25 protein-coding genes are annotated in these 22,126 nt (G+C 55.4%); 13 read left to right on the top strand and 12 right to left on the bottom strand.

The annotated features are described in order from the left end of the window. Positions 1-26: 26 nt before the first annotated feature. Positions 27-1,574 carry a glucose-6-phosphate dehydrogenase gene (zwf, locus tag ABQ298_00625; protein ID MEQ9822870.1) on the bottom strand — a complete coding sequence of 516 codons (1,548 nt, stop codon included), beginning with the start codon at positions 1,572-1,574 and terminating at the stop codon, positions 27-29. Positions 1,575-1,825: 251 nt separating this feature from the next. Here zwf and ABQ298_00620 point away from each other — a divergent pair, with 251 nt between their 5' ends. Next, on the top strand, positions 1,826-2,302 hold the full coding sequence (locus ABQ298_00620) for a cytochrome c (GenBank protein MEQ9822869.1): 477 nt from the start codon (positions 1,826-1,828) through the stop codon (positions 2,300-2,302). Between the two features lie 31 nt (positions 2,303-2,333). On the opposite strand, the gene ABQ298_00615 is transcribed toward ABQ298_00620, so the two are convergent. Both ABQ298_00615 and ABQ298_00610 read right to left on the bottom strand, forming a co-directional pair. Then, the gene (locus ABQ298_00615; protein MEQ9822868.1) at positions 2,334-2,759 is read right to left on the bottom strand and encodes a YraN family protein; all 426 of its coding nucleotides are present in this window, start codon (positions 2,757-2,759) and stop codon (positions 2,334-2,336) included. Between the two features lie 45 nt (positions 2,760-2,804). Further along, complete coding sequence (locus ABQ298_00610) at positions 2,805-3,569, bottom strand: sulfite exporter TauE/SafE family protein (protein MEQ9822867.1); 765 nt, start codon at positions 3,567-3,569, stop codon at positions 2,805-2,807. Between the two features lie 96 nt (positions 3,570-3,665). On the opposite strand from ABQ298_00610, the gene ABQ298_00605 reads away from it, so the two are divergent. The 9 genes from ABQ298_00605 to ABQ298_00565 all read left to right on the top strand — a co-directional run bounded on the left by ABQ298_00605 (position 3,666) and on the right by ABQ298_00565 (position 11,961). After that, on the top strand, positions 3,666-4,565 hold the full coding sequence (locus ABQ298_00605; protein ID MEQ9822866.1) for a thioredoxin family protein: 900 nt from the start codon (positions 3,666-3,668) through the stop codon (positions 4,563-4,565). Between the two features lie 16 nt (positions 4,566-4,581). Beyond that, the gene (locus tag ABQ298_00600) at positions 4,582-5,511 is read left to right on the top strand and encodes a DMT family transporter (protein MEQ9822865.1); all 930 of its coding nucleotides are present in this window, start codon (positions 4,582-4,584) and stop codon (positions 5,509-5,511) included. A 156-nt stretch (positions 5,512-5,667) separates the two neighbouring features. After that, on the top strand, positions 5,668-6,204 hold the full coding sequence (locus ABQ298_00595; GenBank protein MEQ9822864.1) for a DinB family protein: 537 nt from the start codon (positions 5,668-5,670) through the stop codon (positions 6,202-6,204). A gap of 20 nt (positions 6,205-6,224) precedes the next feature. Further along, positions 6,225-6,977 (top strand): NRDE family protein, encoded by a 753-nt coding sequence (locus ABQ298_00590; GenBank protein ID MEQ9822863.1) that lies wholly within the window; start codon positions 6,225-6,227, stop codon positions 6,975-6,977. A 5-nt stretch (positions 6,978-6,982) separates the two neighbouring features. Beyond that, complete coding sequence (locus ABQ298_00585; GenBank protein ID MEQ9822862.1) at positions 6,983-9,394, top strand: VTT domain-containing protein; 2,412 nt, start codon at positions 6,983-6,985, stop codon at positions 9,392-9,394. Then, positions 9,391-9,858 (top strand): DCC1-like thiol-disulfide oxidoreductase family protein, encoded by a 468-nt coding sequence (locus tag ABQ298_00580; protein ID MEQ9822861.1) that lies wholly within the window; start codon positions 9,391-9,393, stop codon positions 9,856-9,858. Before ABQ298_00585 ends, ABQ298_00580 begins: the two co-directional genes overlap by 4 nt. Then, positions 9,855-10,712: a CPBP family intramembrane glutamic endopeptidase gene (locus tag ABQ298_00575; protein ID MEQ9822860.1), complete on the top strand. Its 858-nt coding sequence runs from the start codon at positions 9,855-9,857 to the stop codon at positions 10,710-10,712. Before ABQ298_00580 ends, ABQ298_00575 begins: the two co-directional genes overlap by 4 nt. A 227-nt stretch (positions 10,713-10,939) precedes the next feature. After that, positions 10,940-11,446, top strand: a complete 507-nt coding sequence (locus ABQ298_00570) for an OmpA family protein (GenBank protein ID MEQ9822859.1) — start codon at positions 10,940-10,942, stop codon at positions 11,444-11,446. 80 nt (positions 11,447-11,526) lie between these two features. After that, positions 11,527-11,961, top strand: coding sequence for an MmcQ/YjbR family DNA-binding protein (locus tag ABQ298_00565; GenBank protein MEQ9822858.1), 435 nt, complete (start codon positions 11,527-11,529; stop codon positions 11,959-11,961). A gap of 121 nt (positions 11,962-12,082) precedes the next feature. Here the strand turns inward: ABQ298_00565 and ABQ298_00560 are convergent, their stop codons facing one another. Together ABQ298_00560 and ABQ298_00555 are read right to left on the bottom strand one after the other, a co-directional pair. Beyond that, complete coding sequence (locus ABQ298_00560; GenBank protein MEQ9822857.1) at positions 12,083-13,477, bottom strand: UDP-glucose 6-dehydrogenase; 1,395 nt, start codon at positions 13,475-13,477, stop codon at positions 12,083-12,085. A gap of 22 nt (positions 13,478-13,499) precedes the next feature. Further along, complete coding sequence (locus ABQ298_00555) at positions 13,500-14,768, bottom strand: PLP-dependent aminotransferase family protein (GenBank protein MEQ9822856.1); 1,269 nt, start codon at positions 14,766-14,768, stop codon at positions 13,500-13,502. Positions 14,769-14,967: 199 nt separating this feature from the next. Between ABQ298_00555 and ABQ298_00550 the strand changes: the two genes are divergently transcribed. After that, positions 14,968-15,777 (top strand): alpha/beta hydrolase, encoded by an 810-nt coding sequence (locus tag ABQ298_00550; GenBank protein ID MEQ9822855.1) that lies wholly within the window; start codon positions 14,968-14,970, stop codon positions 15,775-15,777. Between the two features lie 34 nt (positions 15,778-15,811). On the opposite strand, the gene ABQ298_00545 is transcribed toward ABQ298_00550, so the two are convergent. From ABQ298_00545 to ABQ298_00520, 6 genes are all read right to left on the bottom strand, one after another. Then, entirely contained in the window at positions 15,812-16,282 is a 471-nt protein-coding gene (locus ABQ298_00545) for a universal stress protein (GenBank protein ID MEQ9822854.1), read from the bottom strand. 65 nt (positions 16,283-16,347) lie between these two features. Continuing rightward, positions 16,348-16,572, bottom strand: coding sequence for a hypothetical protein (locus tag ABQ298_00540; protein ID MEQ9822853.1), 225 nt, complete (start codon positions 16,570-16,572; stop codon positions 16,348-16,350). Positions 16,573-16,575: 3 nt separating this feature from the next. Then, positions 16,576-17,844, bottom strand: a complete 1,269-nt coding sequence (locus ABQ298_00535; protein ID MEQ9822852.1) for an ATP-binding protein — start codon at positions 17,842-17,844, stop codon at positions 16,576-16,578. 246 nt (positions 17,845-18,090) lie between these two features. Further along, on the bottom strand, positions 18,091-18,555 hold the full coding sequence (locus ABQ298_00530) for a hypothetical protein (protein ID MEQ9822851.1): 465 nt from the start codon (positions 18,553-18,555) through the stop codon (positions 18,091-18,093). Positions 18,556-18,882: 327 nt separating this feature from the next. Further along, positions 18,883-19,278 (bottom strand): type II toxin-antitoxin system VapC family toxin, encoded by a 396-nt coding sequence (locus tag ABQ298_00525; GenBank protein ID MEQ9822850.1) that lies wholly within the window; start codon positions 19,276-19,278, stop codon positions 18,883-18,885. After that, positions 19,269-19,517, bottom strand: coding sequence for a hypothetical protein (locus ABQ298_00520; protein ID MEQ9822849.1), 249 nt, complete (start codon positions 19,515-19,517; stop codon positions 19,269-19,271). Before ABQ298_00520 ends, ABQ298_00525 begins: the two co-directional genes overlap by 10 nt. A gap of 218 nt (positions 19,518-19,735) precedes the next feature. On the opposite strand from ABQ298_00520, the gene ABQ298_00515 reads away from it, so the two are divergent. Continuing rightward, positions 19,736-20,419: a YceH family protein gene (locus tag ABQ298_00515; protein MEQ9822848.1), complete on the top strand. Its 684-nt coding sequence runs from the start codon at positions 19,736-19,738 to the stop codon at positions 20,417-20,419. A 158-nt stretch (positions 20,420-20,577) separates the two neighbouring features. Next, entirely contained in the window at positions 20,578-21,681 is a 1,104-nt protein-coding gene (locus ABQ298_00510) for an acyltransferase (protein MEQ9822847.1), read from the top strand. A 50-nt stretch (positions 21,682-21,731) separates the two neighbouring features. Here ABQ298_00510 and ABQ298_00505 read toward each other — a convergent pair whose 3' ends face one another. Further along, the gene (locus ABQ298_00505) at positions 21,732-22,100 is read right to left on the bottom strand and encodes an RNHCP domain-containing protein (GenBank protein ID MEQ9822846.1); all 369 of its coding nucleotides are present in this window, start codon (positions 22,098-22,100) and stop codon (positions 21,732-21,734) included. Positions 22,101-22,126 lie beyond the last annotated feature (26 nt).

Genomic DNA, 22,126 nt, shown 5'->3' with positions numbered 1-22,126 from the left:
AAGTAAGTCCCGGATCGCATTGTGCATCAGACGCTGGGGCGACGCCACTCGTGACGAAGATCCCAGAGCATGCGTTCGGCGGCGAGCGGTCCCCATGAGCCTGCCGAGTAGGTTTCGAGACCCTGTTGCCCATGTTCTTTCCAATAGTCAAGAAGCGGCGTGATGATGCGCCAGGATTCCTCTGTTTCATCACCACGTATGAAGAGCGTACTGTCTCCGACGAGAGCATCAAGGATGAGGCGCTCGTAGGCTTCCGGAGTATTGGAGCCGTAGGTCGTTGAGTAGTTGAAATGCATTTTCACCGGCTGGGTTCGCGTTTCCAAACCGGGGATTTTGGAGTTGAGCAGCAGAGTCACTCCTTCGTCGGGCTGCACGCGAATCACCATGACATTGGGCGACAGGTCGAATCGGTTGCCTTCACTGAACAGGATGCCGGGGGGGCGTTTGAATTCGATGGCGATTTCACTGATGCGCCGGGCCATGCGCTTGCCTGAGCGCAGGTAGAACGGGACTCCCTTCCATCGCCAGTTGTTGATGAACAGGCGAAGCGCGGCATAGCTTTCGGTTGTGGAGCGCTGGGGAACGTCCTGCTCGTCGAGGTATCCCGGGACGCGCTTGCCCTCCACCAGACCTTCCCGATACTGGGCGCGCACGGCATCTCCCCCATCCTTGCGAAGCTCCAGTGGCTGGATGGCCTTGAGCACCTTCACTTTCTCATCGCGGATGGACTCGGGGTCGAGCGACACGGGTGGTTCCATCGCCGTGAGGGAGAGCAGCTGCATCGTGTGATTCTGAATCATGTCGCGCAGGGCACCGCTCTGGTCGTAGTAGCCAGCGCGCGATCCGACGCCGAGCTGCTCTGCTACCGTGATCTGCACACAGCTCACGTATTCGCGGTTCCAGATGGGTTCAAAAATGGCGTTGGCAAAACGCTGTACGAGCAGATCCTGCACCGTTTCTTTGCCCAGATAGTGGTCGATGCGGTAGACCTGATCTTCGTCGAACTGTTGAAGGATGGTTCGGTTGAGTTCCCGTGCCGTTTCAAGATCCTTGCCGAACGGTTTTTCGATTACGATTTTGGGTTTGAGTCCAGAGGAGTGCCCGTGGCGGGACAGCTTGCTTTCGCCCAGATTGGTGACAATGGGTTCGAACACGCTCGGTGGTGTTGAAATGTAGTAGAGCAGCTGGAACTGGCGATCATGTTCGGCCTCAATTTCGTGTACGCGGTCGTGCAGGCGTTGAAAGGCATTCAGATCGTCGTAGGAACCAGCGAGGTATTCGATATTGGGTTCGATGCGTTCCCAGATGTCTTTGTCGAGACCCCGGCGCGAGAAGGTTTCGACGGCATCGCGCGCGAACTGACGGAACTCCGGATTGGGAATCTCCTTGCGGCCAAATCCGATGAGGGTGAAGTCTGAGGGCAGCAGATTATCCACTCCCAGGTTGTAGAGCGCAGGAATGAGCTTGCGCTGCGTGAGGTCTCCGGAGGCACCGAAGATCACGAGGATCGTTGGGTTAGCCCCGCGGTGTTTGCTAAGCCCTGTCAGGAACGGATGTCGTTGGTTCTCAGCCATATCTTTCGCAAAGAAAGGGGAAAGCCATGCATTTGCAATGTTTGAGCGTTGCGAAAGTGGAATTTCTGCGATGCCTCAGTTAAAACCTTGGCGCATGCCGAGGGTTGATGCAGGACCGCTGATGGCTGGCGGCGTCCGTTCCTGAGCGCTTCCTGCGCATGGTAGACTGGGTTGACGCTTCGTCCGGTTGTTGCTGACAGGAGGGCTGGGTGCCTGCATAGCTGGGATCATCAACTGTTTTCATCGCGTCCATGCACAGCCGGTCATCGCAGGTTTCCTCGAATCAGCAGATCCAGAGTCTCATAGGAATATGGGGGAGCATCCTTGTTTTTACCTTGGTCGTGACGTCGGTGCGCTGGCTGAATCCAGAGCAGAGTGCACTGGTGCGAACGGCACCAGCTATGACTGTTGCGGGTGGCACTGTGCCGGAGTTGCCTCCGGCATCGCAGGAGTTCACGGAGGTGTCCAGTGCGAATCCCATGGTGCGGAAAACCTACCAATTGCACTGTGCTTCCTGTCACGGTATGCCGGGTGAGCCGCGGGTGGCGGGCCTGACCGGCAGTGATTTGTTTGACGGGCAGTCGGAGCGACCCTTCACACGGGAGTCGATTCTGCAAATTCTAAGGGAGGGGTTGCTGGAGAAGGGCATGCTTCCGATGACGGCACTGCTCAGTGAATCTGAAATCGAAGCCATTGCGGATTTTCTGTTGGAGCAACAGCCGGGCTGAATCTGGATTCTACACGCTTGAACAGGTGGATTCAGAATACATCGATGTTGCGAAAGTGATGAATCTCAGTCGCATCTGTCCCCTGCATGCGCAACTCAACGGCATCGTAACGGTAGGTGCGGGGTCGGGGTCGCAGGGTTCGCAGGTAGGCGTAGGCTGCCTTGCGCAGGTTGCGTCGTTTCTTGCGGGTTAGCGATGCAAAGCCGGGTACCCGTGCTCCATCCTGTCGGGCACGGACCTCCACAAAAACCAGAACGTTCCCCTCCCGACAGACCAGATCAATCTCCTGCTGACCGTTGCTCCAGTTGCTTGCCAGCACCTTGAATCTGGCGTGGCGTTTCAGGAATTGGGCGGCCAGCTGTTCGCCGAGTTGTCCCATGCTTCTGCGGTCGTGGGCGACAGGATTGGAGATTGCCGCGAAGAGGGATCGCAGGCGGATGCGCAGATGGGAGAACATGTGGAGGCGTTATTGCGAGAGCTTGGAGGGATGGAGGTTTCGGCTTCAAAACAACAGCATTTTCACCCCTGCGACAACAATGAAAAGCCACACCAGAAAGCTGAAAATGTGCTGGGGCACCCACTTCATGAGGCGAGGTGCGATCATGGCTGCGACTACGGCAAAAACGCCAAATCCGGCACTCAACTTCAGTGACGCCCATGTGATGTTGCCAATGCCGACCTGGATGGGCATCTTGCACAGGTTGATGATGAAGAAAAACCAGGCTGCCGTGCCGATGAAGGCAAATTTGGGAAGGCGTGACATCATCAGATAGATACCGATGACCGGGCCTGCTGCGTTGGCCACCATGGTGGCGACGCCTCCGAGCACACCTGTCGATCCGACGAAGGCCTGCTGCTTGAAGGTCAGGCGTTGTCCGGGAAGTTCATCCGGGTGTTGCTGGAAATACTTGCGCAGGGGTGTCAGTGCGACCATGAGCAGCAAAATGGCACCGATCACGCGTGTCAGCAGTGCGTCGTCCATGTTTTGAAAAACAAAAGCCCCTGCCACCACCCCGAGCAGGGTCCAGGGAAGCAGTCGCCACAGGTGTGTCCACTGGGTGTGGGAATGATAGACCGCTACGGCCACCACATCGGCACAGATGAGGATGGGCAAGAGAATGCCAACCGATTCCCGGCTTGGGAAGATCATGGCCATGAGAATGACAGAAAGGTTTCCGGCACCCGGAAGTCCACCTTTCCCCAGTCCCACCAGCAATGCCGCGAGTATGCCAATTGCACAATCCATCAGGTCGAGTCCGAGCATCATGCTCGCAGTCTTCGCAATTTCCGGGGGATTTCGACTCGAAAGATTGAAAATTTCAGGTATAGCTGGACTGAACGTCTGATCTCGTCCCCACGCATCATGAAACCTGTCTTTTTTCTGTTTCTGAGTCTATTTCTGTGTGCTGCAAGTGTCAGCTATGCCAGACTGGAACCGGGTGACAGCGTCAGCAAAATGCGCTTGGAGCTGGGGGAGCCGACAGCAGAAATCCTGCGGGGAACGACCACGATCTACAGCTATCCACAGGGTGGCGTGCATGTGAGGGATGGACGGGTGGTGCGATTGAGTGAAGGCTTTTATGGCAGTGCTGACCAGATCATCCGGCAATCTGGAGAAAGCTCCTGGCAGCGCAATTTGTCCGAAACAAACCATGGTGCTGAGTCATCGGGCGGCGCAACTTCTGCCCCTGAGGCAAGACAGTCGGATACCGGACTGTCTTGGTACAGCGATTGGAAGCAGGCAAGCGAAGTGGCCGTTCAAGAGCAGCGTCCATTGCTCGTCGTGATTTCGAGTGCAGAGGACTGTTCTTCCTGTCGGGAATGGGAGCGACATTTTCGCAGTCCCGAATTTGTCCATTACGCGCAGGATTTTCTGGTGTTGTTGTGGTTTGAAGCACCGCAACTCGAGGGATCATCGAGTGCAGGCGAGATATTTCCGGATGGCGAACCTTTGCAGCAGCGTCCCGTGTCCACCATTCCAGAACTGCGGGTATTTGCACCGGATCTGAGCGAAATCGGCTGGCTTGGTTACGAGCCGATGCAGACGATAGAGTTTGTGGAGGCTGTGCATGGACTGTTTGAACTGGATCCCGAAACCGCCGAGAAATGGGGGAGGTCGATTCTCGAAGATGAGTTTGGGGACACCCTTGATCGCCTGCTGTGGATCGAGGGGATCAGTGGCAGCGCAATCCTGCTTTCGGCGCAGATCTTTGCGGGCTGCGTACTGACTTTCCTGTTGATTCGTCGATGGATGCGCAAATAATGCGCTGCATTTTCCAATGGTTTGGGTCGGACTTTTTCTTGGCATTGTTGCCTGTTCGTCATCGGTGATTTTCATCAAATCCACGACGATGGATCCTGCCTACCTCGCGGGTCTTCGACTGCTCATGGCATCCTTGTTGCTGGCTCCCTGGTTTATTCGGGACTGTCGTCGGGCAGGCAATATTCAGTTTCGGCGAATCTGGCTTTCCTCCCTTCCGGCAGGCTTTTTTCTCGCGGCGCATTTCATCACCTGGAACGAGGGTGTGCGGTTGACGCTGGCGGCTCATGGAACCCTGATTGTCAACATGGTACCCATCGCACTACCGTTTTTGCTGTGGCTGACGCACCGCGAGCGGGTGAACCGAGTGGAGGTGGTCGCGACCCTGGTTTCGATGGCGGGCATCGCGATACTGGCGATGAATGACTACCACTTCTCCCGGGAGCACATGATGGGAGATCTCATCTGTTTTGCATCGATGTTGCTCTTTGCTGCCTATCTGTCGCTTGGGCGCAAGAACCGCAGCGCACATTCCGTCTTTGTTTACATTGTTCCAGTCTATGTGAGTGCATCAGCCATGTGCCTCGCGGTCAGCCTTCTTCGATTTGAGCAGCTTCTGGACAATGGTCCTCGCGATTACCTGATGGCTTTGTTGTTGGCACTGATCCCGGGTGCGATGGGTCATACACTGATCAATAATGCGATGCGTCACCTCCGCGGGCAAATTGTCGGTGTGATGAATGTGAGTCAGTTTCTGTTTGCGGGTGTGCTGGCATTTTGGGTGTTTGGCGAAGCCCCGAATGCAGTCTTCTATCTCGTCAGCACCTTTATTGTCGCGTCCTGCGTGGTGGCGATTCTGACCCACCGCAGACCGCAAATGATCGATCCAAGCGGCAAGACGACTGGTTCTGAGAACGAACCTGTCACTCCGGCGTCAACGCCTTCATAGGAGCTGCTGCCAGACGTTGCATGGCGGCTTTTTGCCGTGTGAGTGGGGTGCTTTCGAAATTGAATTGGACAATGCGCAGAGGAACTCTAATTTCAGGCAATCGCTTCGCGATCCCGAACGCGATCTGTAACCACACCCTTTCCAGCGTTTCACCCCATGCCTCCTGCCTTGATTGAAGCCAATATCACTTTTTTGGAATCTGCTAAAACACTGCTTGCTGCATTGGATGATGAGCGATTTTCGCAGGTGCAGGTTCCCGGTGGCAAATCGGGCATCGGAGCACACTTGCGTCATGTTTCGGATCATTACGAATGTTTACTGGATTGTCTGGAAAATGAGCGGGACATGGTGGACTACGATCACCGCAATCGTTCCCCAGAGCAGGAACAATCCGTCCAACATGCGGCAGACTGTATCGATTTGATCCTGAGTCGCTTGCGCAATCTGAAGACCCCCTCAATGGAACAGCCCTTGCGGGTTTGCATGCAGACGGGAATGAATGCAGACAGCCAACAGCCGGATTCCTGTTTATCCAGTGTTGGCAGAGAATGGCAGTTCCTTGTCAGTCACACCGTGCACCATTTTGCGATCATTGCGATGCATTGTGAAGCCATGGGAGTGACAGTTCCAGAGGTTTTTGGGGTGGCACCATCCACCTTGCACTATCGGGCTGCTCGCAATACGGGTGCTTGAAATATTGGGGATGCTTGAACATGTGCACCTTGACCTGGGAATTCGCACTCGATCAGTACACGGTATTGTTCAACCGTGACGAACGCCGGGAACGTGCTCCCGCTGAGCCCATTCAAATCACGGGAGCTGGGAATGAGCGGCGCTGCATCCATGCGCGAGACGGTGCCAGAGGGGGAACCTGGATGGTGGTTAATGCGGCGGGAGTCACCACCTGCCTGCTGAATCGGTTTGATGTAGGTTCAGCGGATGCTTGCTCAGGTGAATTTGAAAGCCGTGGCTGGTTGGTGATGACGCTTCGCGACAGCTCGGGCTGGAGCGAAACTCAGATGCGAATTCAGGAACTTGATCTCAAGCGCTATCCTGCGTTTCATCTCTTTCAATTTGATCCGATTCAGGGAGTGCACAGCTTGTTTTGGGATGGGTCCGAAGTGCAGCTGCATGAGCATTCGTGGAGGTGTGATGCGGCCGTTAGCAGTTCATCCTTCGAAAATGATCGAATTGTTGGCGCGCGCCGGGCCAGTTTTGCAGCACAAGTGAGAGCAACCGAGAGGCAGCAACGCCTTTGTGAACTGGAGTATTTCCACCGCAACCGAATCCCGGGGCAGGGTGCGGAATCGGTCAACATGGTGCGTGAGGATGCGCGCACCGTGAGTCATTCGCGCGTGGATGTGGACGCACAACACGTTCGTTTTGCCTACAGCGAACCCATGGGAGAGGGTCCCGAATTTTCAGCTCCCCTATGCCTGAGCTTGCAACGGGAATCCACCCAATGATCGACATGATGCAGACTCGAAAACGTTGGTGGATGCTGGTGTCGGGACTCATCTACTTCCTGCTGCTGGCACTCTCTGCCCGCCTGCATGATCTGCACGTTGGTGACACGCAGGATTCACCTCCGGCAAGCGAAAGCATGGTGCGTTTTCTGAGCCAGTTTGAGGCCGCAGTGTGGTTTAGTGATGACGGCAGGGTTTGGGTGAAAGATGCAACCCGTTTCCACGCGATTGTACGCACCTTTGAGGGCATGACTGGAGGGCTGAAGGTGCCAGAGATGGATTTCACAAGCAGTCAAGCCCCTGTCGTCATTGTTGCAGAATCCTATGCCTGCATGACCGCACTCGCATTTGCCAATGAACATCCAGAGTGGTGTTCGCATTTGGTTCTCATTGATGCAAAAGGGCTGCCTGCATTTGAAACACTTGGGCATCCCCTGTTGGATCGCAGTCTTCGAAGTCTGCAGGGTGGGATAGCCTGGATGCTGCGGCATGGGGTTCCGTTTGCGTGGGCGCTGGCGCCATCACTGGTGGAGACCAAATTGGCGGCAGCCATTGTTGCCAGTGGTTCGGTTCCATCCTTGCTCGACACGCTCGACCTGCAGATGCCCGTTTCCCTGTCGGTGTCACAGGGGCAGGAGCTGGAGCAGAGTCGCGTGCTTCACCGCTGGATTCCTCACTCCCGTCTGATGCGCGCTGCCGATGAGGAACGGATCGTTCCGGATCTCACTGCACGGGTGGAACTAACCGAACCCCACCAAGTTCTCAGACTCACGCCAAACGAGCGAGCAGAGATTCGAAACACGTGGGCGGCGCGACATGAACTGTGGCAGGGGCGGGCGCTGTGGGTAGCCGTGGTTTTGATCGCACTCTCGACCCTGATGAGCGAAGACCTGGCCTGTGTGGGTGCGGGGTTGCTGGTCTCCCACGGAGCACTGGCCTTTCTGCCTGCGGTGGCTGGATGCGTATTGGGGATTTTTTTCGGCGACATCGCCCTTTACGCATTGGGACGGTTTTTGGGGGAGAAAGTCCTGATTCATCGACCCTTTTGTTGGATGCTCTCGAGGGAGACCCTGCTCGCGAGTGAGCGGTGGTTTTTGCGCAATGGCATTTGGGTATTGATCGCAAGCCGCTTCCTGCCGGGCACCCGGGTGCCCGTGTTTCTGGCAGCGGGCATCCTCAAGTCTCCCTGGTGGCGCGTGTCGGCAGTATTGCTCGGTGCAGCTGTCGTGTGGGTTCCGCTGTTAGTCGGTCTGTCGAGCTGGCTGGGCGAACGCATGCTGCACTGGTACGATGAATTTGGGTTCTGGACGGGGTGGATGATGCTGGCTGCGATGATCGCGCTGGTGACCCTCCTGCATCAAGGCATTCCCCTGTTCACCTTTCGGGGACGAAGGTTGGCCTATGGAAAGTGGATGCGAGTGATTCGATGGGAATTCTGGCCCTCCAAATTGCTGTATTTGCCGGTTTTCGTTTACATTATGGGATTAGCAGTGCGATACCGCAGCCTGACGCTTCCGTCTCTTAGCAATCCCATGGTTCCATGTGGGGGATGGCTGGGAGAGTCAAAAATTGAGATTCTGCGTCAGCTTGCAGATGCGGGCGTACCGGTGGCACCTTTTGCCGTGTTGGAACCCCATGAACTCACGGTCCATCGATTGCGGGCAGTGATGGAGGAACAGGGATGGCAGTTTCCCGTCGTAATCAAACCTGAGCGCGGTGAGCGTGGTCGTGGAGTGTGCATTGTGCGCTCGGAAAGCGATCTTGACGATGCGTTTCACGGGCAGTCCCAACGCCTGATTGTGCAGCAGTATGTCGCAGGGATTGAGTTTGGTGTGTTGTACCGGAGGTTGCCAATGCAGAGTGAAGGGTGCATTCCTTCGATCACCCGAAAGCTCTACACCTCAGTCGTGGGAGATGGAGTGAGCACCTTGGAGCGATTGATCCTCAAGGATGAACGCGCGGTCTGTTATGCATCCTCCCTTTTGAAGCGGCACGCCGAATCCATCTACAGCATTCCGGCTGACGGAGAAAGGGTGCCGCTCGTGGAAATCGGAACTCATGCACGCGGTTCCCTTTTTCTGGATGCTTGCGAATTTACCAGCGACGCCTTGCGGCAGTTTCTGGATCGGGTCAGTCACGCTGTGCATGGGTTTTATCTGGGACGTTTTGATCTGAAAGTTCCGGATGAATCGTCCCTGACAAATGGAGAGTCCATTCAGATCCTCGAGTTAAACCTGCTGACCTCCGAACCTGCGCACATGTATGATCCAAAATACCGGGTGTGGCATGCCTGGCGATTGTTGATGGAGCATTGGCGAAGTGCCTTTGAAATCGGTGACCAGGTTCGAAAGGGCGGTGGTAAACCCATCGGAATTCTTGCATTACTGCGACTGGTGCGCCAACACTACCTGTCATGAAATTGACCCGCTCTGATCCGGCCAACTGGCCATTGATTCGGCAGGTCGTGGTCTTTGACGGCGACTGTGGCATGTGCAATCAGTTCGTGGGCTGGGCGATCCGGTGGTTACGTCAACCCGATACCGGCTTCCTGCCCTCACAGAGCGAGGCCGGACAGCGCTGGTTGTCCGCCAATCACAGGGAACCGGAACCCACGACGCTCCTGCTGGTGCGCCCTGATGAGATCTATGAACGCTCCGATGCGGTGCTGGAGCTGTGCGCGGGCATGCGGGCACCCGTTAGATGGATGCATGGGTTGCGTTGGATTCCCCGCAGCGTCAGGAATTTACTTTATCGCGGGGTCGCGCGTGTGCGACGCGCTCTACCGTTTCGCAAGCAGATTTGCCAACTCGATGGCGACCGTCAACGTCTGTTACTTGACAATTCGAGCGCAAACTGGCCTCAGTGGTGGCGCAACCCATGAATGACTCTCCCTCCAATATCGCAGAGACCCTCGCTAATGTTGCCGGACTGACCCTGCTCGCCGGCTGCCTGTATTTCTGGCTGAGACGCTGGAGAGTTGGCCCTGCGGAGACGGGAACCAGTCCGTTGACATCACAAGATGCGTGGAGCGCGGGGTGGCTCGACCTCCTGCTGGTGCTGTGGTGTGGTGTGATGCTGCATTTTGGGATTGCGATGGGCATCATACGGTTCGTGTTTCCGGCGGGATTTGATCCGGCGATTGAATCCATGGACGGCCTGGAGACGAGTTGGTACACGATACTCTACAGCTCAAGCATCCAGCTGGCAATGCTGCTCACTCTGCTCGGTGCGCGCTATGCCTACAAACTGCGCTTTTTTCGTTCAGGTGTGTCAACATCCCCCTCGCTGATAGCCTTGGATCGATTGTTGCGCTACCTCCCATTGATCTGGGCGGCATCACTGCTGTCGATCTGGGTCAATGAGCAATTGGGGATCAGTTCGGGTGAACAGGAAGCAGTTACCCTGATGCAGCGTATCGAAGATCCTTGGAAATTTCTCGCATTGGCAACGCTCGCAATCGTGGCGGCTCCCCTGCTGGAGGAGCTATTGTTTCGGGGCATTGTGCTGCGCTTTCTGATCGGGCAGACCTCATGCCGGGTTGCGCTGATCGTGAGTTCGTTGCTGTTTGCCCTGTTGCATTTCAACCTCGATTCGTTTCTGCCGATCGCGGTGCTCGGGTTTCTTCTTGGCAAGATTTATCTGGATACGGGGGACCTGCGTACGAGCATTTGGATGCACACGTTTTTCAACACCCAATCGGTATTGGTGCTGACACTCAGCCGATGGGTTGAGTGACGGGGATCTGAGAGTCTAAGAGCTTCCGCTGCAGGCATTGCCGATTCGGGCCAAGTCAAACTCTTGTGAAATCCCTTCGTTGCTGTCGCAAATCCGTGGTTTCGGGTCGTTTAATGATTTGACGATACTGAGTTCGTGGCTTTTATGAGTTAGATATGTTCAAGCTTATCAAGCCTATCGCTCTGACGGCTTTAGCCATACTCCTCAGTTCTTGTGGCTCGGATACCATGACCGGGCCAAGCCCCGAGGATACTGTATTGGTTAATACCTCTGAGATCCGCCCCGACTGGATCCAGGAACTCGATCTCGGTGAACAGGGCATTGTGCTGGAGGAGCTTGAAGAAGAAGGACTGGAAGTGCGCCAGGCCGCTCTGGTGGATCCTGAAATTTGGGGAGACCCCAGCCGACCCAAGATTTCCGTGTATTTCGACCTCGACAAGTGGGTTGTTCGACCGGCAGACCAAGGACTGGTTGAGAGTGCTGCACAAACCCTGATGGATCGTCCTGAACTTCAGGTGTTGCTGACCGGTTTCTGCGACTGGCGGGGCACTACGGATTACAATCTCGCCCTGGGTGAGCGACGTGCGAACAGCGTCAAGGATTTCCTGGTGCAACTGGGAGTGGACGGCGGTCGCATCAGTGTGCTCTCTCGCGGCGATCTGGATGCCGTAGTCAACGCAAGCCCCAGTCAAATGGCGGAGGAGCGACGAGTGGACATTTTGATTGTTCGCTGAGCGATAGACCCCGGATTTGGTTTCGCGCGTCAGTCACAGGATTTCCGGCAGGCGTAAAAGAGAAGAGAATTGGGAATCAGATGGAACCCGAAGCACTGCGGTCATACTTGCTTGGGTTTCCAGAGGTGAGCGAAGAAACTCCTTTTGGACCGGATGCGGTTGTTTACAAAACGGATGGCAAGATGTTTGCCCTCACCGATTGGGATACCCTTCCACTGCGCATCAACCTGAAGTGTGACCCGGAACGCGCCCAACAGTTGCGTGATGCCCACCGATGCGTGGAACCCGGCTACCACATGAATAAAAAACACTGGAATACAGTGACGCTCGATGGCTCCGTGCCCGACGCCGTGTTTCTGGAATGGGTTCGCCATTCCTTTGAGTGTGTATTGAAGGGCATGCCCAAGGCGCGCCAGCAGGAAATCCGAAAACAGCTGGAGTCGAATGCCCGCTCGGAGTCACCCGCCACGCGGGAACGCGAATCCCTGCGCGAGGATCTGCGTCGCGGCATCTGATCGCAAACACGGCTGCATCTCTCCACAGAGTGTCGAGTGCATTGAGGTGGTGTTGTGCATGATTGCCATCCGGATGAAAGTGTCGATCCGGATGGACTTCATTTAATACCGCAACGGATGATCAGGCTTTCCCGATTCGGGGGATCGCTGTTTTTCCGATGGCGTGAGCATCAAATCCCAGTGCCTGCATGGCATTGACATCCAGCAGGTTGCGACCGTCGAATAGGAAAGCAGGCTTGCGCATGGACTTCTGAATGCGGGCGTAGTCGAGGGTTTTGAATTCGTCCCACTCCGTTAGGATGATGATGGCATCTGCATCCTTGGCTGCCTCGTAAGGGTCTTGGCAAATCGTTACATACGGATTGGGTGAGGCATCCGACATCTGTGCGGGCTGCTGCAGATCGTGGAAGATTTGCCGCTCGGTCACCTTGGGGTCGTAGATGTGCAGCATCGCGCGTTCTTCGAGCAAGTCCCGGCAGACGTAAATGGCGGCGGATTCCCGTGTATCGTTGGTGTCTTTTTTGAAAGCAAACCCAAAGACCGCGATTTTTTTGTCGGTCACCGTATTGAACATCTCCTTGAGCATGCGTCGTGAGAAGCGGCGCTTCTGATAATCGTTCATCGAGACGACCTGGCGCCAGTATTCGGCAACCTCAGGCAGTCCAAATGTATCGCAAAGGTAAACCAGGTTGAGAATGTCCTTTTGAAAGCACGAACCCCCAAATCCAACTGAACTCTTGAGGAACTTGGGGCCGATGCGAGAGTCAGTTCCGATGGCGTGAGCGACCTGATCCACATTGGCTCCGGTCGCTTCGCAGAGTGCAGAGATTGAATTGATGCTTGAAATGCGCTGAGCAAGAAAGGCGTTGGCGGTGAGCTTGGACAACTCGGAGGACCAGAGATTGGTGGTGATGATTTTTTCCCGTGGAACCCAGCTACCGTAGATCGATGCGAGGGTTTCAACGGCGGCCTGGCCTTCGGGACTCTCTTCGCCGCCGATGAGCACGCGGTCAGGTTGCAGCAAATCTTCGACAGCAGTGCCTTCGGCGAGGAATTCCGGATTGGACAGCACCTGGAAATCCAGTTTGCGCGAGTCAAAAATCTTTTTGAGCGACTCGGCGGTTTTGACGGGAAGCGTGGATTTTTCGACGACAATTTTGCTCGACTCCGAGACATCTGCGATCCTGCGTGCGCAGGCTTCGATGTAGGTCAGATCGGAGGCCGAACCCGCACCGACTCCGTACGTTTTGGTTGGGGTGTTGACGCAAATGAAGATCAGGTCTGCTTCTTTGATGTGGGTGTCGACATCGGTGGAAAAGAACAGATTTTTCCCCCGGCATGCTTTCACGATGTCATCCAGCCCAGGCTCGAAAATCGGCAGGTGATCTGAGTTCCACTGGTCAATGCGCGACTGATTGATGTCAACGACGGTCAGTTGAACGTGCGGGCACTTGTGAGCGATGACGGCCATGGTGGGTCCGCCCACGTATCCGGCTCCGATACAGCAAATTTTCATGAGAAATTGGGTAGTAGGTAGGTTATGATGAGATGGAAGCGACTTCACAGAAGCGCCTGGAAGCTTCCACGAGTTTATCATCGCAAAGCGCGCCGATACTCAAGCGAATAAAGTTCCTGGGAGCTTGTGGGGCGAAGCAGAAGCTACCGGGCACGTAGATGACGCCCTGTTGTTTGCATTTTTCACTGAAGATTTCCCCCATGTCCGTGTTGATGGATTCGGGGGCACGGAGCCAGAAGAGCAGGCCTCCGGCGGGTTTTTCCCAGTGCCATCCGCGCTCGTGCAAACCAAACTCACGCAGGGTGGAGTCGAGCAATTCCGCCTTGCGACCGTAGTGCTGACCGAGCTGGTGAGTCAGCGAATCATAGGCGTTGCGCAGCAGCACTTGTTCAATGATTGCCTGAGAGAAGTTGGAACTGCCAAAGTCCTGATTTCCTTTCGCGCACACCATCTTGGCGAACCATTCGGGATCGGAGCAGGTGCCGTAGCCGATTTTCAGTCCGGTAGCCAGGGGTTTGGTATAGGTTCCCAGGTAAAGCTTTGGAAATGCGTCAAAGCAGGGCAGACTCATGATGCTGGGTGTGGGGTCGAGCTCATCATAGGCGAGTTCGCGGTATGCGGCATCTTCAATCACGGGAATGCGGCACTGCATGTTTTCGAGCAAGCGGGCGACCGCTTCCTTTTCCCAGAGTTTCAGACAGCGGGATGAGGGATTGGCGTGGTAGCCGATGAGGTAGGCTGCTTTGAGCCTGGGTAGCTCGCCCCGGGCTTTGAGGTCCTGTAGAATTGCCTCGAGCGCATCGGCGTCGATACGACCCTGTGCATCCACCGGGATGCCAATGGGCCGGACCTGCAGCCCCTGAAGCATGGAGAGATACACAAAGTATGTCGGACTTTCGACCAGCACATAATCGCCGGGGTCACAAAGGGTGTGGGTAGCCAGAAAAAGTGCCTGTTGCGAGCCGTTGGTGATGAAGGTGAGATCCTTGTCAAAGGCATGCTCCTGTTCCATTGGCAGGGCGTTGAGCCGGTCGCAGGTGAGCTTTCGAAGGATGGAGCGGCCCTGGGTGGTGCCGTATTGCAGGTATTCGTGATTCGGATTGGTGTGCGGCAGCCCGGCTACGATTTCTCCGATCAGATCGCTCGGCAGCACGGCGTTGTCGGTAAAGCCGGCAGCGAGGGACAGGATGTCCGGATATTCGAGCGGGATGGACATCAACTGATTGATGACCGGGACTTCGAGGGTTTCTCCAACAGAAGAATAGCGAATGGATGCGGGTGCTTGGCTCATGAGCGTTCAGGATGATGACATCCGTCAACGTGTCGGAAGGGTTGGTACGCGTTGCGCAGTCCAACCCATGAGAAAGCCTCGATTTCTCGCATATCCGCTGCCGTGAAACAATCTCAAAATTTAAATTGCCCCGGCACGCCTGCATGAGCGATGCTCCAGTTCTATTGTCCCTGTGGTCCGTCGGTGCGGGGCATTCGCTATGCAAGTATTCCGGCACATCCTTCAATCGGTCTGGTCCCTTCTCTGGAAGATCCTACTGTTTGTGGTGTCACTGCTCTTGTTGGCATCCCACTGGTTTGCGGATATGCTGATCTTTCAGCCACCACCACCTTCTTACACGGCGGACTACCGCTACTTTCAGGTGGAGACTGAGCGTGGAGAGCGCATTGCCTGTCGCTTCCTCAGCCACCCCACTTCGCGCTACCTGATCATCTATTCTCACGGCAATGCCGAGGATCTGGGGTTTGTGGAAAATCTGCTCAAGGGATATCGCCAGGCCGGATTCAGCATTCTGGCCTACGACTATCCAGGTTACGGGCTGAGTAGCGGCAAGCCCAGCGAAGCAAGCGTGTACCGTGCCATTGAGGCTGCGACAGGATTTGCCGTTTCCCAGCTTGGATACCCGCCCGAGTCGATCCTCTTCCATGGACGATCTGTGGGGAGTGGACCCGCTGTGGAAATGTGTCGTCGTGGAGAATTCGCCGGACTGATTCTGGAGAGTGCCTTCACCTCCACGTTCAAAGTGGGCATGGAGATCGCATGGCTGCCCTGGGACCGTTTCCAGAATTTGCGCAAGATTCCGGAAGTGAGTGAACCAACCTTCGTCATCCATGGCACCGAGGATGGCGTGGTCCCCTTTGAACACGGTAAGGCATTGTTCGATCATTCCCGCGCCCCCAAGTTCTTTTATTGGGTGGATGGAGCGGGTCACAATGACATCCTACCCTACATGGGTGAGGAATACTGGCAAATTCTCCGTGATTTTGTGCGATACCTGGAGCAGGACTAAATCCCCACATCATCCACTCCGGCTGGATGCCGTCTCATTCCTCTGGAATGAAAAACAGGGCACACGGAGCCTTCTTCACAAGTGCGAGTTCGGGATTTTCTCCGAGCAGGCGCGAGAAGAACCCCTTATGGTGCAGACCCATGATCAGCAGATCGGGCTTGTGTTGTTCGCACTCCCGGATGATGCCAGCGACTTCGTTGCCAATGAATACCTCAGTGGAGACTGTTAATCCCTGGGCTTCACCCTGTTTCTTGAGCGTCTCCATGATGGCTTCATCGCGCTCAACCTGATCATCCACGATTTCAGTGGCGGTGGGCATATCCACGCCAAAACCAGTCATGCCACCGTAGGGGCCGATGACGTTGGAGTGCACAACACTGGCTTCCGGTTCCTCCACGTGCAATAGAAGCACCTCGGCCCCCAGTTTACCAGCCAGCTCATATCCCTGCTTCAGGATCCGCTGGGTTTGGGCGGAAAAATCCACCGCAATCATGATTCGTTTCATACGGATACCTCCTTTCGGGTTCCCTCTAAAGATATGGGAATTCGGCGGATTTGCAAACGATGACGTCAGCTGGCAAATAGTGCTTTCCCACGGTTCGCTGCTGGCAGCGGCGGGGTATGGGTTTTCAGGCGGTCGTGCAGAATCACCTCCCGTTTGTCCGTGCGCCTGGAGTCGTCGTTGAGACCCACCGGATCCGCCGTGTTGCCATTGAGCGTGTCGTAGCCGTAGAGGTGCTGCAACCGTTGCACCATGGCCAACTCGATGTCGTTTTCGGAGATGAAATTCGGCATGGCTTAGAGTTCCCAGAGCTTGGAGATCGGCACGGCGAGGATGCGGGAGTCTCCCAGAGCAAAGGTATCATCGCCATCATGCAGAAGCACGCCCGTCTGGAAATTCCCTTTCGCGTATTCTGCAAGTTTGTGAAGGCCTTTGGCATCACTGGAGGAAACCGATTGCGAGAGTTTGATTTCCACACCCCAGACCTTGCGCCCCCGTGTGATGACACAGTCCACCTCGTTCTTGTCCTTGTCCCGGTAGTGCCAAAACCGCAGATGAGGTTGGAACCAGCCCGCTTGCGCATGGAGTTGCTGCACGACAAACGATTCCAGCAAATGACCGAACCGGTCCCGCTCCTTCAACCAATCGCCAGCTTGAAGTCCTAACAAGGCCGCGGCCAGGCCGGTATCACAAAGATGAATTTTTGGCGTTTTCACCGCACGTTTGGTAGCGTTCTCATGCCAGGCGGGAAGTTGGCGGATGAGAAACATTCTCTCCAGGATCGCGATATGGTTTTCGATGGTGATCCGCGCTTTTTTCAACGCGGTGGATAATTCGGATACGTTCAGAAGGGTGCCAGTGCGCTCGGCAAGCAGCTCCATCAGTTTCAAGAGGTCCGTCCCTTCCTTGATTCTCGCAACATCGCGAATGTCTCGTTCGATCACGGATTGAAGATACTGGAGCAGCCAGTCCTGGGCGCGGGTGGGGTCGCGCCGAACGGCCTCGGGATAACCTCCTGCAATCAACTTGCCGGGTAAGGTGGATGGCACGGGTGCACGGCTGCCAACCAACTCGGTCTTGATTTCCCCAGCGATGAATTTCTGCAAGAACAGACCTTCCGAACCCGCGATCTCGGATTCCGTGAGCGGATGCAGTTGAAGGATTTCCATGCGCCCCGCGAGCGAATCGGCCAGGTGGGGCAATTGCAGCAAATTGGCGGAGCCGGTCAAAAGAAAGCGACCCGGGCGCCGGTCGTGGTCCACACTGCGTTTGATTGCCAGCGTAAGCCCCGGTGCGCGTTGCACCTCATCAATGGTGACCTCATCCGCCAACTCTGCCAAAAAGCCCTGCGCATCCTCCCTCGCGAGCTTCAGGTAGGCCGCGTCATCCAGGCTCACCAGTTGGCGGGTGGGAGCCATCCGGGAAACGAGGGTTGATTTTCCACTCTGGCGTGGCCCCAGCAGGCAAACCACCGGGGTATCTTGCAATGCCTTCGCGATGCTTTCCTCCAAACCGCGTGCCAGGAAGGTTTTGGGGCTAGGCGCAGATGGACGGTCCCGACTCATTGCAAAGGATGTAGTTGACCATTTGCAAAGTGTCAATGCGGCAATTTGTAAAGTTATTGTTCGACCATTTGCAAAGTAATCGCCCGATAGATGACTACATAGATGTGGCTGATGGCTCTCTGTCAACCGGCAATTTGCTCTCTGGTGGCGCGGCTGATTGTGCCCTGACCCCACACCAATTCCGCTCATTTGCGAACGTTGCACCAGGGATCGCCTCAGTTTCGGGTCCGATCAACCCTGAGCGTTTCAGCGGGTCGGGAACCGTCGGCTCCCATACAGGTATGCCCACCCGATGGCCAGATTGATCAGTGATGAGAGCAGGGAGAACAGGGGACGTGCACGCAGTTCTATTGCATGGGGACTTTCGACAAGGAACAATAGGGGCAGGAATGCGATTCCCCGAAGCAGGAAGATGCATCCGATCAGCAGCAGTGCTGTTCTGCAAAAGGGAAGCGCGCGAAGGATGCCTGCGCCCGACAGTCCGTAACATCCCCATGTTGCAAACACAATGGCCAGAACCGCCGTGACGACACTCGGAATCCACGATCCTGCTTCCGCATGGAGCGCCATTTCCTCTCCAGCACCGAAAAACCGATAAGCATCGGCCCCGATGGCGATCATGATGACGTGCAGGAGTGCAATCAGCAGACAGGCGATGCCCCCGGCTAGCAACAGGACGGCGGCCGTGGAACGAGGAGATGATGGTTCCATAATTTCAATACGTGAGGTGAGTTGAGCTATACGCTTCCATCTACCTGACGGATTCGGCGATTCATTTCAACGTCGGAATGCATCCGCCACAGAGATCTCACAAAACACGGATTTGGGGCATTAGGTTCCCGAAGAACTGCTGACCGAGCAGCAACGCAAGGTCATTGTGTTCGACGGTCATCGAATCGCTGCTGCGGGAAAAGGGAAGGCAGGCAGGGACTTTGGGGATCTGGGACGTGGGGAAGAAGAATATTTCAGTGGATAATGATAAGGAAATAGTCCGCGAATATTCGCAGAATCATTCAACAAGGAGGAGGTTTCGCTGGTTCACTCCTCAAACTTCACTTTTACCTGCGGCAAGTATTCGAAATGACTGTCGCGGGTCAGGAGGAGTGCATTGTGCTGGTAAGCGCAGGCGGCGATCCAGATATCGTTAGTGGGGATGGGAGTTCCGTTATTGCGAAGGTAATGAAGAAAGTCCGCATATATTTCTGCGGTGTGGCGGGTGAACTCCGGTTGCTTCACTTGGGGTTCATCGAGAAACGAATCCAGTTTGCTCAAGTTGTGGTTCAGCCGGTTCCCATCTTTGAACCCGTGAATCAATTCACCCATTACGACAACTGGCACTAGAATTTTGTCGGAATGTGCAAGTGTCTCTTTCCAGTATCCAAACCGTCTCCAATCACTGTAGGCATTGGTGTCGAGAACAAGCGTTATTTCCATAACTCTTCGTCGATTTCGTTGAGACGTTCCAAATACTTATCCCAATCGGGTCCAAAATCAGAATCACCCGCAAATTTATCCAAATTGTTTTTCCGGACGGGTTTTTTTTGATCAATTTCAAGACCTCGCGCCAATGCGTTCACCAAAACCGTATTCATGGATACACCCCTGGCTTTCGCTTCTTCTTTGGCCTTTTTCACCCAGGACTCTTCGACCCTTCTGATGGTCACCTGCTTCATGATGCATGCACTTTCGCATGAAAAGTGCATGCAGTCAACGCTTGAAAGTGTACAGCTCTTGAGCGTGCATGTTCCGGAGTTTGTTAAACACTGTCGGGTCTCCAGATTGGGGTGTGCTTTTCTGGGCGCTGCTACCGACGAAGGGGTTTTCTTCCGACGTAGCAGGAGTCGATGCAGCTTTCTTGATTCCTGAAGAAGAATGGAGTAGAAATGCTCTCATGAGTGAGCAACCGGAAGCAATGGGGGATTGGACTGCGGAAGAAATCAGGGTGATGGGGGTATTGCTTGAGAAAGAATCCGTAACGCCGGATCAGTATCCCATGACGCTGAACTCCCTGATCACGGGCTGCAACCAGAGCACGAGCCGGGCTCCGGTGGTGGACTACGAACAGGTGGAAGTGGAGGATGCGCTCACGTTGTTGCGGGATCGCAAGCTGGTTTACCGGGTGGATCAGGCGGGCGCAAGGGTACCCAAGTTCCAGCACCGCCTGGTGGAGCAGTGGCAACTCACGCGTCCGGAACTGGCGGTGCTCTCGGTCCTGATGCTGCGCGGACCGCAAACTCTCGGACAACTCCGTCAACGCACCGAGCGCATGTATCAGTTTCCGGATCTGGAGCGGGTGCGGCAGACGCTCGACGGGTTGATGCAGCGGGAAATCGACCCCGACTCCCTGGTTCGCATCCTTCCGATGCACAGCGGCACCAAAGAAGTGCGATACACCACAACCCTGGCACCGACAGATGTGCAGAGCGAGGCGCCCAACGGGCTTGTGGAGAGTGTGAAACAGGAGACAGAACCCTCCCCGGATTCACTTCAGGGGTTGCGCCACCGGGTCAGGGAGCTGGAAAGCTCGCTGGAGTTGCTGCGTCAGGAGTTTGAGACGTTCCGCTCCCAATTCTGACACGATTTTCTGCAACGGATTCTAAGCGTCGATCCAAGGATGGTTGTGGCATATTGCCGAGGCGGATGTCACGTTTTGCAGTCAACCTTGAAACCTTTGCAGGGTTGTATCCGTCATGGAAACACCTATGTCGATTTCCCCCGTATAGACCTTCAATCATGAAGCAGCCCCTGCCCGTTCATTCCCGCAATGCGGCCATTGATCACATCCGCATCTTTCTCACACTTTTGGTGATCTTTCATCACGTCTCCATTGCGTATGGCGGCAGTGGCGGATGGTACTGGAAGGAAGTGGAAGACGGATCGAACCCCTTGCTGATTTTTTTCAACGCCGTCAATCAGTCCTACTTCATGGGATTCTTTTTCCTGTTGGCGGGTTACTATACCGCACCGTCGTTCGAGCGAAAGGGAGCCATGCGTTTCACAAAGGAACGCCTGCTGAGGCTCGGCATTCCGCTGACGGTGTATTTCTTTGGGATTGCTCCCTTCACGGTTGGCCTCATTCGTCACCACGAAGGGGCAGGACTCTTCGAGGGATGGTGGAACATGATACTCGCAAAGGAGTTTGAACCGGGGCCGCTCTGGTTTGCAGAGGCACTGCTCCTGTTCACGTGTGTCTATGTGGGATGGCGGCTCATCCGGGGGAAAGGAAATGGACTGAAAACTTTGCCCGGTGCCCTTCCTCTGACGTTTTGGGCGATGGGTCTTGGATTGGTGTCCTTTGGCATACGACTCTGGCTGCCCGTCGGTGAGTCGGTGCTGTGGTTGCAGCTTGGCTATTTCCCCTGCTACATTTTCCTGTTTTTTGCGGGAATTCTGTGTTCCCAAAATCAACTCCTGGAGCGCATCACATTTCGACAATCCTGGCCGTGGATGCTGGTTTCAGCTGTGGCATTTGCTATTCTTGTCGCAGTCTTTTTCACAAGATCGCAGGCGGGTTCCTTTTCGGGAGGTTGGAACCTCAACGCTTTGTTTTATGCATTGTGGGACCCCTTCATGGCATGGGGCATGATACTGGGTTTGCTGTGGCTGTCTGGGAAATGGTTTGCAGGCCCGACTGTCGTGGGTTCCTGGCTCGCCGGGAATGCGTATGGGGCCTACATTGTGCATCCGCCGATTGTCGTGGGGTTTTCCCTGGCATTTTCGCAAGTGGGTTGGCAACCCACGCTAAAGCTACTGGTGGTGGGTTGCCTGTCATGCCTGTGCAGTCTGCTACTGGCTGCATTGCTGCGCACCATTCCCGGATCGAGAAAAATCCTGTGAGGAATCGCATGCGCCGCTTCCGTGGAAGTGTGCATACGCAGGGCTTCCCCTCACCATAGCAGTGGGAAGGGCGGACGGGTGATGGGTTGGATGGCCAGGGCGAGCAGGGTGCGCTCGTCGTCATCCCCGGCGATGCGGTTGAGGTGCACGACCTTGCAGGATTCGCAGCGGTGCACGAGCATCCACTCGCCGTCCTCGCGAAGGGCAATGGAGATGGGTTTCATAAGCGAACCGCAGCCGGCCTTGCGGTCGCCGGGAGTGTGATCGAGATGCACGCTCCACAGGCACCACGGGCAGTGATTGCGGTGCTGGGTGCCGGGTGCGTCGAGACTGAACTCAAGTCCGCAGTGGCGGCATTTCAGATAGTGTGACTTCGTTGCAGTGCGCGGTCGCGCAGGGGATGGAAAAGATTTGGACATGTGAAAACAGCGTTGTGGGCTGGGTG

The organism is Puniceicoccaceae bacterium (genome assembly GCA_040224245.1).
GTDB lineage: Bacteria > Verrucomicrobiota > Verrucomicrobiia > Opitutales > JAFGAQ01 > JAKSBQ01.
This window is presented reverse-complemented; position numbering and strand designations above follow the sequence as displayed.

Bases quoted from the DNA above. Each gene is read 5' to 3' on its own strand.
- ABQ298_00560 (MEQ9822857.1), bottom strand. From the start codon at position 13,477: ATGAAAATTTGCTGTATCGGAGCCGGATACGTGGGCGGACCCACCATG.
- ABQ298_00530 (MEQ9822851.1), bottom strand. From the start codon at position 18,555: ATGGAACCATCATCTCCTCGTTCCACGGCCGCCGTCCTGTTGCTAGCC.
- ABQ298_00545 (MEQ9822854.1), bottom strand. From the start codon at position 16,282: ATGAAACGAATCATGATTGCGGTGGATTTTTCCGCCCAAACCCAGCGG.
- ABQ298_00575 (MEQ9822860.1), top strand. From the start codon at position 9,855: ATGAATGACTCTCCCTCCAATATCGCAGAGACCCTCGCTAATGTTGCC.
- ABQ298_00615 (MEQ9822868.1), bottom strand. From the start codon at position 2,759: ATGTTCTCCCATCTGCGCATCCGCCTGCGATCCCTCTTCGCGGCAATC.
- ABQ298_00600 (MEQ9822865.1), top strand. From the start codon at position 4,582: ATGGTTTGGGTCGGACTTTTTCTTGGCATTGTTGCCTGTTCGTCATCG.
- ABQ298_00585 (MEQ9822862.1), top strand. From the start codon at position 6,983: ATGATGCAGACTCGAAAACGTTGGTGGATGCTGGTGTCGGGACTCATC.
- ABQ298_00565 (MEQ9822858.1), top strand. From the start codon at position 11,527: ATGGAACCCGAAGCACTGCGGTCATACTTGCTTGGGTTTCCAGAGGTG.
- ABQ298_00520 (MEQ9822849.1), bottom strand. From the start codon at position 19,517: ATGAAGCAGGTGACCATCAGAAGGGTCGAAGAGTCCTGGGTGAAAAAG.
- ABQ298_00620 (MEQ9822869.1), top strand. From the start codon at position 1,826: ATGCACAGCCGGTCATCGCAGGTTTCCTCGAATCAGCAGATCCAGAGT.
- ABQ298_00610 (MEQ9822867.1), bottom strand. From the start codon at position 3,569: ATGATGCTCGGACTCGACCTGATGGATTGTGCAATTGGCATACTCGCG.
- ABQ298_00580 (MEQ9822861.1), top strand. From the start codon at position 9,391: ATGAAATTGACCCGCTCTGATCCGGCCAACTGGCCATTGATTCGGCAG.
- ABQ298_00605 (MEQ9822866.1), top strand. From the start codon at position 3,666: ATGAAACCTGTCTTTTTTCTGTTTCTGAGTCTATTTCTGTGTGCTGCA.
- ABQ298_00595 (MEQ9822864.1), top strand. From the start codon at position 5,668: ATGCCTCCTGCCTTGATTGAAGCCAATATCACTTTTTTGGAATCTGCT.
- ABQ298_00535 (MEQ9822852.1), bottom strand. From the start codon at position 17,844: ATGAGTCGGGACCGTCCATCTGCGCCTAGCCCCAAAACCTTCCTGGCA.
- ABQ298_00510 (MEQ9822847.1), top strand. From the start codon at position 20,578: ATGAAGCAGCCCCTGCCCGTTCATTCCCGCAATGCGGCCATTGATCAC.
- ABQ298_00505 (MEQ9822846.1), bottom strand. From the start codon at position 22,100: ATGTCCAAATCTTTTCCATCCCCTGCGCGACCGCGCACTGCAACGAAG.
- ABQ298_00590 (MEQ9822863.1), top strand. From the start codon at position 6,225: ATGTGCACCTTGACCTGGGAATTCGCACTCGATCAGTACACGGTATTG.
- ABQ298_00550 (MEQ9822855.1), top strand. From the start codon at position 14,968: ATGCAAGTATTCCGGCACATCCTTCAATCGGTCTGGTCCCTTCTCTGG.
- ABQ298_00540 (MEQ9822853.1), bottom strand. From the start codon at position 16,572: ATGCCGAATTTCATCTCCGAAAACGACATCGAGTTGGCCATGGTGCAA.
- ABQ298_00515 (MEQ9822848.1), top strand. From the start codon at position 19,736: ATGAGTGAGCAACCGGAAGCAATGGGGGATTGGACTGCGGAAGAAATC.
- ABQ298_00570 (MEQ9822859.1), top strand. From the start codon at position 10,940: ATGACCGGGCCAAGCCCCGAGGATACTGTATTGGTTAATACCTCTGAG.
- zwf (MEQ9822870.1), bottom strand. From the start codon at position 1,574: ATGGCTGAGAACCAACGACATCCGTTCCTGACAGGGCTTAGCAAACAC.
- ABQ298_00555 (MEQ9822856.1), bottom strand. From the start codon at position 14,768: ATGAGCCAAGCACCCGCATCCATTCGCTATTCTTCTGTTGGAGAAACC.
- ABQ298_00525 (MEQ9822850.1), bottom strand. From the start codon at position 19,278: ATGGAAATAACGCTTGTTCTCGACACCAATGCCTACAGTGATTGGAGA.